The sequence below is a fragment of the Streptomyces durmitorensis genome (assembly GCF_023498005.1).
In the GTDB taxonomy this organism is placed as follows: domain Bacteria; phylum Actinomycetota; class Actinomycetes; order Streptomycetales; family Streptomycetaceae; genus Streptomyces; species Streptomyces durmitorensis.
Genome location: NZ_CP097289.1, coordinates 366,497 through 379,444 on the forward strand (window position 1 = coordinate 366,497; position 12,948 = coordinate 379,444).

Sequence of the window (12,948 nt, forward strand, 5' to 3'; positions counted from 1 at the left end):
GTCGGCCCAGGTCAAAACCCTCTTCTACCTGTGCTGGTCCGTGTAGTGCGCGCGAAGCAAGTCGGCCCCCCAGTCGTGGCGCACGTGCCGCCAGACCGAGTGGGCGTGATTGCCGCCGTCCTGGGTGTTGTCGTACTCCATGAGCGAGTCCGGGGCCCGAACGCAGTAATAGTGCCGGTCCCCGGGTTCGCGGCCACCGGCCCAGGCGAAGGAAAGGGCGTCCAGCCCACGCGCCACGGTCTCGGACCAGCACTCCTGCGCGTACGCGGCGGGCGCGCGGTCCAGGTAGCGGCGCACCAGGCGCTCGAGCAGCGGCTGCTGACCGGGGGTCATCTCGCCGTACGGAAGGCCAGCAGGCAGCAGGTCCGGATCGGCGAACGGGTCGGCGCGGGTCAGGATGTCGTCCGGCGGCGCGGCGGAGAAGACGGCCGCCGCCCGCCGGCCCACGTCCAGGTCCGTGACCAGCTCCCGGGCCAAGTCCTCCTCCGGGCCCAGCAGTCGGCGGCCGGCCTGCGGGCCGTCCGCGATGCGCGCCGGCTCCGCACCGATGAAGTGCGGCGTCACCCGCATCCCGGCCGCCGTGATCAGTACGTGTACGGCGAGATGGTGCCCGTTCATCCGCCAGCCCCAGGGGCCGTAGCCGTCCGGGTCGCCCAGCAGCCGCACCCAGTAGCGGTCGGCCCCCGTGGCGCCGACCATGGCGCGGCGGTGCCGCTCCACCTCGATCGCCCCGCGCGCCAGCTTCGCTCCCGCCGCACTGTGCGCCGCCGCCAGCAGCGCGTCGACGGCCTCGCGCTGCTCGCCGCCCAGCCCCTCGGTGGACAACCCGGGGCGCGAGCCCGGCAGATACGTCCACTCCCGCAGCTCGGGCGCATCAAGGCGGGCGGGCCCCGCGCGCAGCTCGCGCACCTGCTCCGGCTCAAGGACGGACAGCAACGCACGCACCGCCTCCCGCATCCGCACGGCAGGCTTCTCCGATCGTTCCACGTCCACCGTCCGTAAGTCCCTTCAGTCCTCCGCTCAGTCCTCCGCGCCGCCGCCGAATCCGATCTCGTTGCCGTCCGGATCGCGGAAGGTGGCCTTGCGGACGCCGTTGGCATACGTCTCGCGCGTGTCCGGCTTCAGACCGCGCTCGGCGATCTGCGCGATGCGGGTGTCGAAATCCTCCACGAAGACGGTGTGCAGGGCGTGCCCCGCGTGCTCGGGCCGCACCTCGATGAACACGTACCGGTGCTCGGCGAGCTCCCACACCGCCTCGGTGTCGTTGGGCAGGAAGGACGGTGGCTTGCCGAGGAGTCGCTCGTACCAGGCCACCGCCACGGTGTAGTCGCTGACAGGAATTCCCGCGAACAGGTCTACGGTCATGCGGCCATGCTAAGCACGCCGTGCGCCTGGGGAGGGGATCCCCACGTCATCCGTGCCGGATGAAGATCTCCCGGGTCGCGGCCAGTGCCTGGTCCTTCTCCTCGGCGCTGTCGTACCAGTTGTCGGCGTCCCGGTACGCGACGAATGCCTCGGGAGTGAACTCCTGGCCGAGCAGGTAGTCGTCGAGGCAGTAGCCGAATCCTGACTCGGCCATGGCGTCCAGACCCTCCTGCTCGCAGTGGTCCAGGAATCCCTCGGCGGCCCGCCACTGCTTGCCGTCGAACCAGAACACACCGCCGGCGTAGTGGATCGTCTCGTCCGTCCCCGCCTCGGTGAGGTTCAGGGATTCGTAGTTCTCCGGGCGGTTGCGCACCAGCTGGACGAGGTCCGCCGGAACTCCGCCGTAGAGCGACTCCTGGAGGGCGTAGGTGCCTTCGGCGTAGAGGTTCAGGTCCGACTCGTGATCGAAGGTCAGCAGCATCGCGCGGCCGTCCGGCGCGAAATACCACACGGCCGACTGCCCGCCGCTGTCGTTCCAGGCGAACCTCTCCGCGCCCTCGACCGCCGTCGGCGAGACGTCGACAAGGGTGTGGATGATCGCGGCACGTCGCCGCATCTCCGCGATCGGGGTCGCCTTCAGAGCTTCCCAGGTGTCGTCACTCATGGGCACAGATTAATGACCGGCTTCCGCCGCTCTCCGGCAGGGCCATGACTGCGAGCGAAGGTCACTCCGCGGGTTGCGTCTTGGCACGGATGGATCCAATGCGGGCTTGTGCCGAAAATCGCTCCGTCAGAGGCTACGGGGATGCAAAATCTGCCGACCTTCGTACTTGTCCATGGTGGTTCGACGCGACCTTCGCCTCGTCCTACCAAGCACCTCAGGATCTGGACGCGCTCGCAGCGGAACCAGGGAGAATCAAGGGGGTCACGCTTGCCGACAACGTCGCCCGCGTGATCGAGGTCCTCGAGCGCGCGAAGCAGAACGGGCCGACCATCCTCGTCGGCCACAGCAGGGGTGGCGCCACGATCACCGCGGCCGGCAACGCCCGGCCCGATCTCATCGACCGGATCGTTTACGTCGCTGCCTGGTGCCCCGTCGACCTGAACGTCGGTGACTACTACGCCGAGCCGGAGATGGCCGACGTCGACCCGGGTGCCTTCGCAGCCGCTCTCGTCGGGAACCCGCCCGAGCTCGGTCTGCTGCGGGTCAACTTCCGTACCGCGGCGCCGGAGCCGCTCGCCGCGATGAAGCAGGCTTTCGCCGCCGACCTCACCGATGACGAGTTCCGTACGTTCCTGAACACCTTCCAGCCCGACGAGAACCTCGATGTCGGCACGTCGGCCGACCGGACGCAGGCCGCGACGTGGGGTCGGATTCCCAAGTCGTACGTACGCCTGGCCGACGACGCCTGCATCCCGCTCGCCATGCAGGACCGCATGATCCGCGAGGCCGACGCGCTCACCCCCGACAACCCCTTCGATGTCGGGACCGTCGAGTCGAGCCACCTGAGCTGGCTCGTCCACCCCAAGCCCGCGGCCAGGCTGCTCGCGGACCTCGCGGCGCGCTGACGGTTCACTTCTGGCCATCGCGGTACGTGATGCGATGCGGCCCGGCGCGGTGATTGCGCCGGGTCCCCGCTTCCCCTAACCCCACAGTTCGCGCAAGGCGGCGTTGACGGCGGCGGGTTGCTGGGTGTGCGGGTAGTAGCCGTCCACGCGCAGCAGCCGGGCCCCGACGGCGTCGGCCACGGCTTCGGCGCAGGCGATCAGCGGTTCACCGGCGTATGTGCGGTACATCTCCGGGGCGTCCTGCCAGGTCCCGCAGATCACGAGCGTGGGCCACGAGGCGGCCCGCAACGGCTTCAGGGGCACGGTCGCTTCCCAGACCGGACGTTCGCGCATCGAGGTGGCCACGGCACGCAGGCGCTGCGGGGTGGGCTCCGGCATGGCCATGCCCAGGCCTTCCGTGGAGGCGCGCAAGTACTGCTCCGGTGTCACCGATTCCGGCAGCGCGGCACCGCCCCGCACCCGTTCCAGCATGGCCTCGACGACCGGGTGACCGGCGGCAGCGGAGAACGCCGCGGGCTGGATCAGCGTCAGGGACCGTACGAGGTCGGGGCGGCGCCCGGCAGCGAGCATGGCTGCCAGGCCACCGTTGCCGTGACCGACCAAGTGCGCGCCGGTGTCCTGCTGTTCAAGGAGTTCCACCAGGTCGTCGGCGTCGGTGTCGAAGTCACTGCGGTCGGTGTCGGGGCTGCGGCCGTATCCACGGCGGTCCACAAGGAGCAGCCGATGGCGGTCGGCCAGGGGCCGCTGGGCCGCGAACCCGTACGCCTCGTCGCTGCCCCACGTGAAAATGTTGTGGGCTAAGACCGCGGGGGCTGCTCCGTCGCCACCGGTCTCGTCCCACGTCGTCACGTGTATCGCGGTCATCGTGCGCTCTCCCTACTCTCGTTCTCTCGTTTCCCTTGTTCCTCAGGCCGTCAGCTCATCCCCCGCCGTCCCGGCGAGGACGGGGTCGTGCCGGATGTACCACTCGGTGGAGAGCAGCCGTTCCCGATCGGCTGCCGGGAGGCCGGCGATCAGCGCCGGGGCGGCTCCCCGCTCCACCTCGCTGCGGTGAGCCAGCACCGCGGCGACCTTCTGGTCCAGCCAGGGCCTGACATCCACGGCCGCCGCGATCCACTCGTCCGGAACGCTGTGCATCGCTTTGCCTGTCGCGGCCAGGTAGGCGCCCCACACGCGCACGGCCGAGTGTGGGTGCGTGGCCAGATACAGGGCACTCGGCCGCCAGGGCGGACCGGCATCCGGGTAGAGGCGCTCAAGTCCCGCCGCGTGGAACGCAAGCAGGGTCACCCGGTGTGTGTGGACGTGGTCCGGGTGGCCGGTCAGTCCGCCGTAGGCATCATGGGTGATCACGGCCTCCGGTCGGAACTCCCTTAGGTGCGCGACCAGTTCGCGGACCGTCTCGTCGATCGACACATCGCAGAACCTCGCCCTGCCCGGAGCCGAATGCGGTACGTGCGCGTCGGCATGACCGAGCAGCCTCGGTTCGCCGGCACCAAGGATCTGGAGCGCCCGGGCCAGCTCGGTGGCGCGTGTGGTGCCTGTGGCCCAGGTCGCCGTGACAACCGCGGTGCGCGCTCCGGCAGTTGCATGACGGGTGAGCACTCCGCCGGCAGACAGGGACTCGTCGTCCGGGTGGGCGAAGACGGCGAGCAGGCTCGGTACGGGCTGCCGGAACATGGCTAACCTGCCGTCGTCACGGATGCTGACCGGGCCCCCGGTCGTGCTCGGCGAGTCTGCTGGGTGAGAGGTCCGTCGGATCCTCGTCCGCCTCCAGGAGCGTGTCGGCCGGGCCGATGATGAGCGGGTCCGCCTCCCCCACCGCGTCCTTGTCCATGGACGCGTAGTCGACACGCAGCAGCAGGTGCCGGATGGCCTCCAGGCGTCCGCGGCGCTTGTCGTTGAACTTGATGACCGACCACGGTGCGTGGACGGTGTCCGTGGCACGGAACATCTCCACCTTGGCGTGGGTGTAGGCGTCCCACAGATCCAGCGACGCGAGGTCCGTGGGCGAGAGCTTCCACTGACGTACGGGGTCCACCTGGCGGATCGCGAAGCGGGTGCGCTGCTCCGCGCGGGAGACGGAGAACCAGAACTTGACCAGCACGATGCCGTCATCGGTGATCATTTTCTCGAACGAGGGGACCTGCCGGAGAAAGTCCTCGTGCTGTCGCGGGGTGCAGAAACCCATGACGGGCTCGACGCCGGCCCGGTTGTACCAGGAGCGGTCGAAGAAGACGATCTCCCCCGCGGCCGGCAGCTGTGCGACGTAGCGCTGGAAGTACCACTCCCCCGCTTCCCGTTCCGTGGGCTTGTCCAGCGCCACGATGCGGGCCCCTCGGGGGTTGAGGCGCTCGGTGAAGCGTTTGATCGTGCCGCCCTTGCCCGCGGCGTCCCGCCCCTCGCAGACGACCACGACACGCTGGCCCTGCTCGCGCACCGATCTCTGCAGTTTCAGGAGCTCGATCTGCAGGATCCGCTTCTGGCGCTCGTAGGCCTTCCGCCTCAGCTTCTCCGCGTAGGGATAGTTCTCCCGCCAGGTCTGCAACGGCTCCCCCTGCCCGTCGAGCAGCACCGGACGCTCGGGCCGGGCCTCGTCCACCGACAAGCCGTCCAGCAAGCCTTCCGCGTCCTTGTCGCGCGACGTCACACCGTCTCCTCTCATCGACATGTGCCATCTTTCCACTTCCCCCATCGAGCGCTACTCCGTAGAAATCGCCACCTGCCAAGCGGCGCGTCCCGGCACCCGCACCCCGCCGGTGAACGCCACCCGCGTGCCGTCGCAGTCCGGCGCCGCGCGCACCCGGCGCGCCGTTTCGTCATCGGACACGTACGGCATCTTCCCAATGGGCGGTGTCCTGGCGGGCGTTGGGTGCCTTGTGACGGGCGGGGTGAAGGGGGCATCGGTGGCCCAGGAGAGGTGGAACAGGGCGTCCACGGTGAGCACCGAGGCGATGACTGCGGCTGCTCGCTGTGCCGTTCGGTCGGACATGATGCGTCCTGCGTTGGGAATCGACACCCAGCAGAGGAGGCGAGTGCGGGATACGTTCCCGCGGATGTCGCGGAATGTCGCGCTGCGTCCGGTCGCGTGAGCCCCTCGCAGGATCGGGCCGGCCTGCGCCTTGGCTAATCTGCACGGGTGACCACCGCCCTGACCCTGCTGCCGCGTGTCGCCCATCGCGGGCAGGAGGTCACCGCGCCCCGGCTCCGCGGCCTGCTCGCGCTGCTCGCGGGCGACGTGCGCACCGGTTGCAGCACCGAGCGGCTGGTGGCGGGGCTGTGGCCGGACGCGTTGCCGGAGCGGCCGGGGAAGGCGCTGCAGGTTCTCGTGTCCAGGGCGCGGGCGCAGCTGGGCGCCGATGTCATCGCGAGCACGCCTACCGGATACCGGCTCGCCCTCGCCGAGGATCAGGTCGACAGCTCCGCCCTGCTGCTGCACGCCGCCCTGTGCGCGGAGCGGGCCAGGGCCGGGGATCACGCGGGAGCGCTGGCCGCGGCCGACGCCGGGCTCGCGTTGTGGGACGGCGCCACTGAGGGGACGGGCGACGCCGACGACCCGGTGGGCGCCTTGCGTGCCGACCGCGCCCCCGTCCACGGCACCCTCGTACGCGCACAGGCGCTCGCGCTCGCCCGCCTCGGCCGGCATGCGGAGGCGGCCGGGCCGCTGGCCGTGGCCGCCTCGGAGCATCCGCACGACGAGGAGGTGCTGGCCGAGTTGTTGCGCGGTCAGGCGGCGACGGCGGGTCCGTCCGCCGCGCTGACGCGCTACGAGGCCTACCGCCGTGAGCTGCGCGAGGCGCTCGGCACGGATCCGGGCGCCGGACTCAAGGCCGTGCAGCGGGAGTTGCTGCACGGCGAGACGCCTGTGGTCAGGCACGGTGTGCCGCACGAGCCGAACCCGCTGCTCGGCCGTGACGAGGACATCGCCGCGGTGGAGGGACTGTTGCGCGACTCGCGTGCCGTCACCGTCGTCGGCCCCGGCGGCCTCGGCAAGACCCGGCTCGCTCACGCGGTCAGCCGCCGGGCGGAGCAGTGCGTGGTGCATTTCGTGCCGCTCGCCGGGCTGACCGCGGACCAGGACGTGACGCTGGAGGTGGCTCGGGAGGTGGCCGCCGCGCTCGGCGCGGGCGAGGGGCGGCACGGCGTCGTGAGCGGCCACGCCGCGGCCGACCCGGTGTCCGGCATCCTGGGCGTGCTGGGATCGGGGCCCGCTCTGCTGGTGCTCGACAACTGCGAGCAGGTCGTCCGGGGCGCCGCCGGCCTCGTACAGGACCTGGTCGCGTCCTCGCAGGAGCTGCGGGTGCTCGCCACGAGCCGGGCGCCGCTGGACCTCACGTCGGAGGCGGTGTACGCGCTCCCGGAGCTCGGTCTCGACACCTCGGTCGAGCTGTTCACGCAGCGGGCACGGGCTGCCAGGAGCGGCGTGGAGCTGCCGCCGGACGCGGTGGCCGAGCTGTGCCGGCACCTTGACGGACTGCCGCTGGCCGTGGAGTTGGCCGCGGCGCGGGTGCGGGTGCTCTCGGTGCCGGAGATCGCCCGCCGTCTCGGCGACCGGTTCGCGCTGCTGCGCGGCGGGGCACGGGACGTGCCGGAGCGCCACCGCACGCTGCACGCGGTCGTGGAGTGGAGCTGGAACCTGCTCGCGCAGGACGCCAGAGCGGCGCTGCGCACGCTGTCCGTCTTCCCCGGCGGCTTCCGCGGCGACGCGGCGGAGCAGGTGCTGGGCGGGGATGCGCTGTTCCTGCTGGAGCAGTTGACCGGTCAGTCGCTGCTCACCGTCGCCGAGACGCCGGTCGGCGTGCGGTTTCGGATGCTGGAGACCGTACGGGAGTTCAGCGCGGCGCGCCGCGTGGAGGCCGGCGAGGAGGGCGAGGCCGTCGGCCGGTTCCTCGCCTGGGCCCGGGACTTCGGGGTCGCGTACCACGACGTGCTCTTCGGCCCGGAACCCTCCTCGACCTCCCGGCCTCGCCCGGGCAGGGAAGACCCCATCGCCGCCAGGGAACGGATCAGGGTCGAGCAGGACAACCTCGTACCGGCCCTGCGGCACGCCCTGGCCCGCGCGGACGGTCCCACGATCGCCGCCCTCACCGCCGTCCTGGCCGCTCTGTGGTCCACCGACTCCAACTACCCGCGCCTCGCCGCCCTCGCCGCGGACACCGGACCGCCGCTTTCGCACTACCACCCCACGCCCGAGTACGTCGAAGTCGCCCGTTCCGCCGCGGTGTTGTGCACGGCGGGCCTGTTCATGAACTACGGCCCGCATGCCGTACGCCAGCTCGTCACCCTCCGGCGGCTGCCCGCGGCCCCGCCGGACACGCTGCCGCGCGCCACAGCGGCGGTGCTCCGCGCGGTGCCCGAGATGCGGCCTCCCGACTACGCCGTGCTGCACCGGCTCTGCGAGGGCCACGGCGACGACGGCAGCGAGCAGCCGCTCGTCGCCGCCATCGCCGAGTGCGTGGCCACCTACGTCTGGGAGTACGAGCACGACATCGACCGCGCGCTGGCCTCGGCTCGCCGGATGGTCGCCGCTCTGGAGCCGGTGGACAGCCCGTCCCTGCGGCTCATGGGCCATTCCCGGCTGAGCGAGCTGAGCCTGCGGACCGGGCAGGGCGAGACCGCCCACGAGCACCTCAGGGCGGCGCTGAAGGTGCTGCCGCGGCTCGGCGGCGAGCACGACTACATCGGCATCCGCTCGGCCCTGGTCCTCGCCTGCCTGCAGCGCGGCGACCCCGATGAGGCCGAGTACTGGCTGCGGCAGGCGGAGGGAGACGGCACCCCGCAGGAGGACGCCTTCTACAGCCCCGACCTCGGCGGCCGCGCCGAGATCGCGCTGGCCCGCGGGCTGACGGAGGCCGGGCTCGGCCTGTGGCGCGGCGCCGTGGAGCGGATGCCCGAGGCCGGGTCGATGTACGCCGGTGACCCCTGGCTCGACCCGTGGGCGCTGCAGATCCAGTCGGCGGCGGTGACGGCGCACGCGTACGCCGGCCGTCTCGACCTCGTCGCAGAGCCGGTCGACCGGCTGCGACGGCGGCTGCGGACCCTCCTTGACGGCCCGCTCCGTTCGCCCATGGAGCTTCCTGTGTTCGGGACGGTCCTTCACGCGCTCGGCATGGCCGGGCTCGCGTCCGGTGACGTGTCCGCCGTCAGGATGATCGCGCTGGCCGAACGGCTGCGGGTGCAGCGCGAGTTCCAGCCGACGATGTCGGCGGCGCGTGCCCGGCGGGCCGCCGAGGACGCGGACCGGGCGGCGTACGCCGACGCCGTGTCGGAGTACGCCGCCCTGGAGCGGGACGAGCTGTGGGAGGCGGCCCGCGCGCTTACTTCGGGTCGCGGTTGAACAGTGACGTCGACCAGCGGTAACCGAGTGCGGCAAGGCCCAGGCACCAGACGATCGTGATCCAGCCGCTGTTGCCGATCTCGCTGCCGAGCAGCAGGCCGCGCAGGGTCTCGATGGCGGGTGTGAAGGGCTGGTACTCGGCGATCGGCCGGAACCAGCCCGGCATCGCGTCGACGGGGACGAAGGCGCTGGAGATGAGCGGCAGGATCATGAGCGGCAGCGCGTTGTTGCTGGCCGCCTCGGGGTTCGGGCTGGCCATCCCCATCCCGACCGCGATCCAGGTGAACGCCGTGGCGACCAGCACGAGGAGCGCGAACGCCGCGAGCCACTCCAGGGCCGTGGCATCCGTGGAGCGGAATCCTATGGCCACGGCGACGGCACCCACGAGGACCACGCTCATGATCCCCTGCAGCACGCTGCCGACGACATGCCCGATGAGCACCGAGCCGCGGTGGATGGCCATCGTGCGGAAGCGGGCGATGATCCCCTCGGTCATGTCCATGGAGACGGACACCGCGGTTCCCGCCGGGGTGGCGCCGATGGTCATCAGCAGGATGCCCGGGACGAGATAGGCGACGTACTCGGAGCGGTCGGCGCCGCCGCCCCCGATGCCCGCGCTCATCACGTCGCCGAAGACGTAGACGAAGAGCAGCAGCAGGACGATCGGCGTCAGCAGGACGTTCAGGGTGAGGGAGGGGTAGCGCCGGGCGTGCAGGAGGTTGCGGCGCAGCATCGTGGACGAGTCCTGTGCGGCCAGGGAGAGGGTGCTCATCGGACGGTCTCCTTGGTCTTGTTGGTCTTGCTGGTCTTGCTGGTCTTGCTGGTCTTGCTGGGGGCGTCGGTGCCGCCGGTCAGGGCGAAGAACACGTCGTCGAGGTCGGGGGTGTGCACGGTCAGTTCGTCGGCCTCGATGCCGGCGGAGTCCAGCCGGTCGAGGAGGGAGCGCAGCTCGCGCTGGCTGCCGTCGCTGGGGATCCGCAGGGTGAGGGTGTCGTCGTCCGTGGTCACTTCGCGCAGTGCGGAGGCGGCGGATTCGTAGGCGGCCGGGTCGGTGAAGCGGAGGCGGACATGTCCGCCCGGGATGAGCCGCTTGAGCTCATCGGCCGTGCCCTCGGCTGCGATCGTGCCGTCGTTCAACACCGCGATGCGGTCGGCGAGTTCGTCGGCCTCCTCCAGGTACTGCGTGGTCAGAAAGGCGGTGACGCCCCCGGATACCAGCTCGCGGATGATGGCCCACATGTTGTGGCGGGAGCGCGGGTCGAGCCCGGTGGTGGGCTCGTCGAGGAAGATGATGCGCGGCGCTCCGACCAGCGTCATGGCGAGGTCGAGGCGGCGCCTCATGCCGCCGGAGTAGGTGGAAGCCGGCTTCTTCGCAGCTTCGGTGAGGTCGAAGCGTTCCAGCAACTCGGCTGCGGCCAGCCGCCCTTCGCGCCGGGAGAGGTGGTGCAGGTCCGCCATGAGGAGCATGTTCTCCTCGCCGGTGATCAGGCCGTCGACCGCGGAGAACTGCCCGGTGACACCGATCGCGGCCCGCACCGCCTGCGGGTCGGCGGCCAGGTCGTGGCCGCCGACCCGCAGTTCCCCGGCATCGGCGCCGATGAGAGTGGAGAGGACCTTCACGGCGGTGGTCTTGCCCGCGCCGTTCGGGCCGAGCAGGGAGAAGACGGTCCCGGCCGGCACCTCCAGGTCGATGCCGTCGAGGACCGTCTTGTCCCCGTACGCCTTGCGCAGCCCCGTGGCCGCGATGGCGAGGTAGGGAGATGTCGTTGTCGTCATGCCGCTGAGATTGCGGCAGGGCGCATTCAGCGGGGTTTCACGACGGTTTCAGCGCCCTGGAACCGGGGGTGGCTCGGCCGCCGGGCAGGAACTCAGGGACTCAGGGACTCAGGGACTCAGCAGCCCGGCATCTCCTCGATCCGTTCGCCGTTGAGCAGATACGTGGGCAGGTAGGGCTGCTTGAGGGCGACGGGGAACCCGTGGTCGTACGCCAGGCCGGCCATGGCCAGCGGCCCCAGCGCCACCCGGGCGCGCGGCGCCGCCGAGTCGCCCCAGTAGGTGCCGTGGTGCGCGAGGGCTTCGGCCAGGGCCTCGGCGAAGGCGTCGTGGTCGCGGGTGACCAGGCGGTGGAAGAGGGCGACCGGCTGGTAGTCGATCAGGTCAGCGAAGTCCTTCGGTGTGTGGGTCAGGGACGCGGGCTGGGACGTCTCCATGGTGGTGATCAGCTTGCCCACGACGTCGTCCATCGAGCGCTCGGCCCAATAGGTCCGGAGCGTGTCGATCCAGTGCAGTACGTACGCGTCGACGGAGTCGTCCTGCCGCAGGACCTCCAGCGGTACCTCGCACAGCCGGTCGGCCCGGTGCTTCTGACGGCACACGACGGCAACGTAGAAGGCGTCGAGCCAGGCCCGCGCGTCCGCGGGCGGCGCGGCGGGGGTGGCGGGCAGCTGGCGCACGCGATCCTCACCCAGACGGCACTCCTGCGCCTGCGCGCCGGTGAACAGGGCCGAGCCGAGCTGCACGGCGGTGGCCCAGGCATCCCAGGTGTCGACGTGAGCCGCTTCGGGGTCGGTGGCGCAGTGGGCGTGGCTGAGCGTGAGAGCCGAGGCGAAGGCGTCGCCAAGTGCGGACGGGTCCTCGGCGAGACGGGCCATCGCCTCGGCCGTGGTGTGGGTGAGTGCGGCGACGTCGGGCGCCTTGGCAGCCGTGGGAGTGTCGATGCGCCCGGCACGGTCGAGACGGACCAGGCCCTTCATCAGGGCGAGGAGTTCCGGCGGTGGCTGCAAGGAGAAGGAACGGGTGTCGTGGTCGATGACCGTGAGCGAGGTCAGGCCGCCCCGGTGCCACCAGTAGACCCGCGGAGACAGCTCACCCGGACCGTCCTCGTGGGCACCGAGGGCATACGCGGCAAGGCCGTTGACGGCGTCGACCACGGAGCCGTCGACGATCGGGTGGTACGCCAGCAGATGCCGGGTGGGCACCACGACGAGAGCCCCGGCGTCCGGGAGCGGCTCGCCGGTGACCTGCCGGGCCACCTCGGACAGGAACAGCGCCTTGCTCGCGACGAACGGGGAGTCGCCGTACACGGAGTGCAGCAACGCCCCTCCCTGGATGGGCACTTCCTCGTGCTCGACGGGCACCCGCATCAGGTTCGCGTAGGCCGCCTGCCCCAACTCCTCGATCCCGGCTCGCTCCACGTCGGGGTCGGTGAGCATCCGCACGCTGGTGGGCAGGTCCAGGGCGTAGGCGAAGACGAGCCCCTCGGCCACCACGCGCGCGTAGCGCATGGCACCTGCGATGTCCGGGGTGAGCGAATCCGTGGGCAACAGCCGCGCGTGCACGCCGCGAAGGAGCTCCGTAGCGCTCTCGCCGCCCTGGCTGCCCGCCTGCAGGGCGGAGAAGTGGTCGGCGACGACTTCGGGCCAGCGCTCCTCCGGCGCCTGGCGGCACTTCTGCGCCAGGTTGTGCAGGGGGTAGCTGTGGCCGACCTGCGCGTAAGGGGCGGTGAGTGCGCGCAGACGGGCGGCCTGGGCGGCGGTCAGCATCGGCAGGTCGCGGTCGGGAGCGCCCGACGTGTCAAAGGTGTTGTTTCCGTTCACCGTTGCGACTCTACGAGTTGTGTGCGTACGGGGGTGATGTCGGGGCAGGTGCGGGTGCGGTCCCCGTGCGAACAGCAGCTCCGC

Annotated in this window: 11 protein-coding genes and 1 pseudogene; 2 read left to right on the forward strand and 10 right to left on the reverse strand. The window is 71.2% G+C overall.

Annotation, left to right across the window (positions count from 1 at the left end; translation table 11 throughout):
- Positions 1-24 precede the first annotated feature (24 nt).
- Genes M4V62_RS01325 through M4V62_RS01335 form a run of 3 tightly spaced genes read right to left on the reverse strand, consistent with a single transcriptional unit; the run spans position 25 to position 2,029 of the window.
- Positions 25-987 carry a DUF3500 domain-containing protein gene (locus tag M4V62_RS01325; RefSeq protein WP_249585321.1) on the reverse strand — a complete coding sequence of 321 codons (963 nt, stop codon included), beginning with the start codon at positions 985-987 and terminating at the stop codon, positions 25-27.
- A 33-nt stretch (positions 988-1,020) separates the two neighbouring features.
- Complete coding sequence (locus M4V62_RS01330; protein WP_249585322.1) at positions 1,021-1,365, reverse strand: VOC family protein; 345 nt, start codon at positions 1,363-1,365, stop codon at positions 1,021-1,023.
- Between the two features lie 46 nt (positions 1,366-1,411).
- The gene (locus tag M4V62_RS01335) at positions 1,412-2,029 is read right to left on the reverse strand and encodes a hypothetical protein (protein WP_249585323.1); all 618 of its coding nucleotides are present in this window, start codon (positions 2,027-2,029) and stop codon (positions 1,412-1,414) included.
- A 179-nt stretch (positions 2,030-2,208) separates the two neighbouring features.
- On the opposite strand from M4V62_RS01335, the pseudogene M4V62_RS01340 reads away from it, so the two are divergent.
- Positions 2,209-2,934, forward strand: a pseudogene (locus M4V62_RS01340) (alpha/beta fold hydrolase); the annotation flags it as partial.
- Positions 2,935-3,009: 75 nt separating this feature from the next.
- Here M4V62_RS01340 and M4V62_RS01345 read toward each other — a convergent pair.
- From M4V62_RS01345 to M4V62_RS01360, 4 genes are read right to left on the reverse strand one after another with little or no spacing between them, the layout of a single operon-like run.
- A complete protein-coding gene (locus M4V62_RS01345) occupies positions 3,010-3,798 on the reverse strand; it encodes an alpha/beta fold hydrolase (protein ID WP_249585324.1) in 789 nt (262 codons plus the stop codon).
- Between the two features lie 42 nt (positions 3,799-3,840).
- Positions 3,841-4,611 (reverse strand): PIG-L deacetylase family protein, encoded by a 771-nt coding sequence (locus M4V62_RS01350; RefSeq protein WP_249585325.1) that lies wholly within the window; start codon positions 4,609-4,611, stop codon positions 3,841-3,843.
- Between the two features lie 16 nt (positions 4,612-4,627).
- On the reverse strand, positions 4,628-5,602 hold the full coding sequence (ppk2, locus tag M4V62_RS01355) for a polyphosphate kinase 2 (RefSeq protein ID WP_425575265.1): 975 nt from the start codon (positions 5,600-5,602) through the stop codon (positions 4,628-4,630).
- 30 nt (positions 5,603-5,632) lie between these two features.
- The gene (locus M4V62_RS01360; protein WP_249585327.1) at positions 5,633-5,923 is read right to left on the reverse strand and encodes a hypothetical protein; all 291 of its coding nucleotides are present in this window, start codon (positions 5,921-5,923) and stop codon (positions 5,633-5,635) included.
- Positions 5,924-6,070: 147 nt separating this feature from the next.
- On the opposite strand from M4V62_RS01360, the gene M4V62_RS01365 reads away from it, so the two are divergent.
- Complete coding sequence (locus M4V62_RS01365) at positions 6,071-9,268, forward strand: ATP-binding protein (protein WP_249585328.1); 3,198 nt, start codon at positions 6,071-6,073, stop codon at positions 9,266-9,268.
- Here M4V62_RS01365 and M4V62_RS01370 read toward each other — a convergent pair.
- The 3 genes from M4V62_RS01370 to M4V62_RS01380 all read right to left on the reverse strand — a co-directional run bounded on the left by M4V62_RS01370 (position 9,249) and on the right by M4V62_RS01380 (position 12,864).
- Positions 9,249-10,040: an ABC transporter permease gene (locus M4V62_RS01370; protein ID WP_249585329.1), complete on the reverse strand. Its 792-nt coding sequence runs from the start codon at positions 10,038-10,040 to the stop codon at positions 9,249-9,251. The genes M4V62_RS01365 and M4V62_RS01370 overlap by 20 nt on opposite strands.
- Entirely contained in the window at positions 10,037-11,044 is a 1,008-nt protein-coding gene (locus M4V62_RS01375) for an ATP-binding cassette domain-containing protein (RefSeq protein ID WP_249585330.1), read from the reverse strand. The genes M4V62_RS01370 and M4V62_RS01375 overlap by 4 nt, the downstream gene beginning before the upstream one ends.
- Before the next feature lie 116 nt (positions 11,045-11,160).
- Entirely contained in the window at positions 11,161-12,864 is a 1,704-nt protein-coding gene (locus tag M4V62_RS01380) for an immunity 49 family protein (RefSeq protein WP_249585331.1), read from the reverse strand.
- Positions 12,865-12,948: the final 84 nt, after the last annotated feature.

What these genes read in the sequence shown, in the direction of transcription:
- M4V62_RS01330 (WP_249585322.1), bottom strand. Translation starts at nt 1,365, where the DNA reads ATGACCGTAGACCTGTTCGCGGGAATTCCTGTCAGCGACTACACCGTG.
- M4V62_RS01335 (WP_249585323.1), bottom strand. Translation starts at nt 2,029, where the DNA reads ATGAGTGACGACACCTGGGAAGCTCTGAAGGCGACCCCGATCGCGGAG.
- M4V62_RS01345 (WP_249585324.1), bottom strand. Translation starts at nt 3,798, where the DNA reads ATGACCGCGATACACGTGACGACGTGGGACGAGACCGGTGGCGACGGA.
- M4V62_RS01350 (WP_249585325.1), bottom strand. Translation starts at nt 4,611, where the DNA reads ATGTTCCGGCAGCCCGTACCGAGCCTGCTCGCCGTCTTCGCCCACCCG.
- ppk2 (WP_425575265.1), bottom strand. Translation starts at nt 5,602, where the DNA reads ATGTCGATGAGAGGAGACGGTGTGACGTCGCGCGACAAGGACGCGGAA.
- M4V62_RS01360 (WP_249585327.1), bottom strand. Translation starts at nt 5,923, where the DNA reads ATGTCCGACCGAACGGCACAGCGAGCAGCCGCAGTCATCGCCTCGGTG.
- M4V62_RS01370 (WP_249585329.1), bottom strand. Translation starts at nt 10,040, where the DNA reads ATGAGCACCCTCTCCCTGGCCGCACAGGACTCGTCCACGATGCTGCGC.
- M4V62_RS01375 (WP_249585330.1), bottom strand. Translation starts at nt 11,044, where the DNA reads ATGACGACAACGACATCTCCCTACCTCGCCATCGCGGCCACGGGGCTG.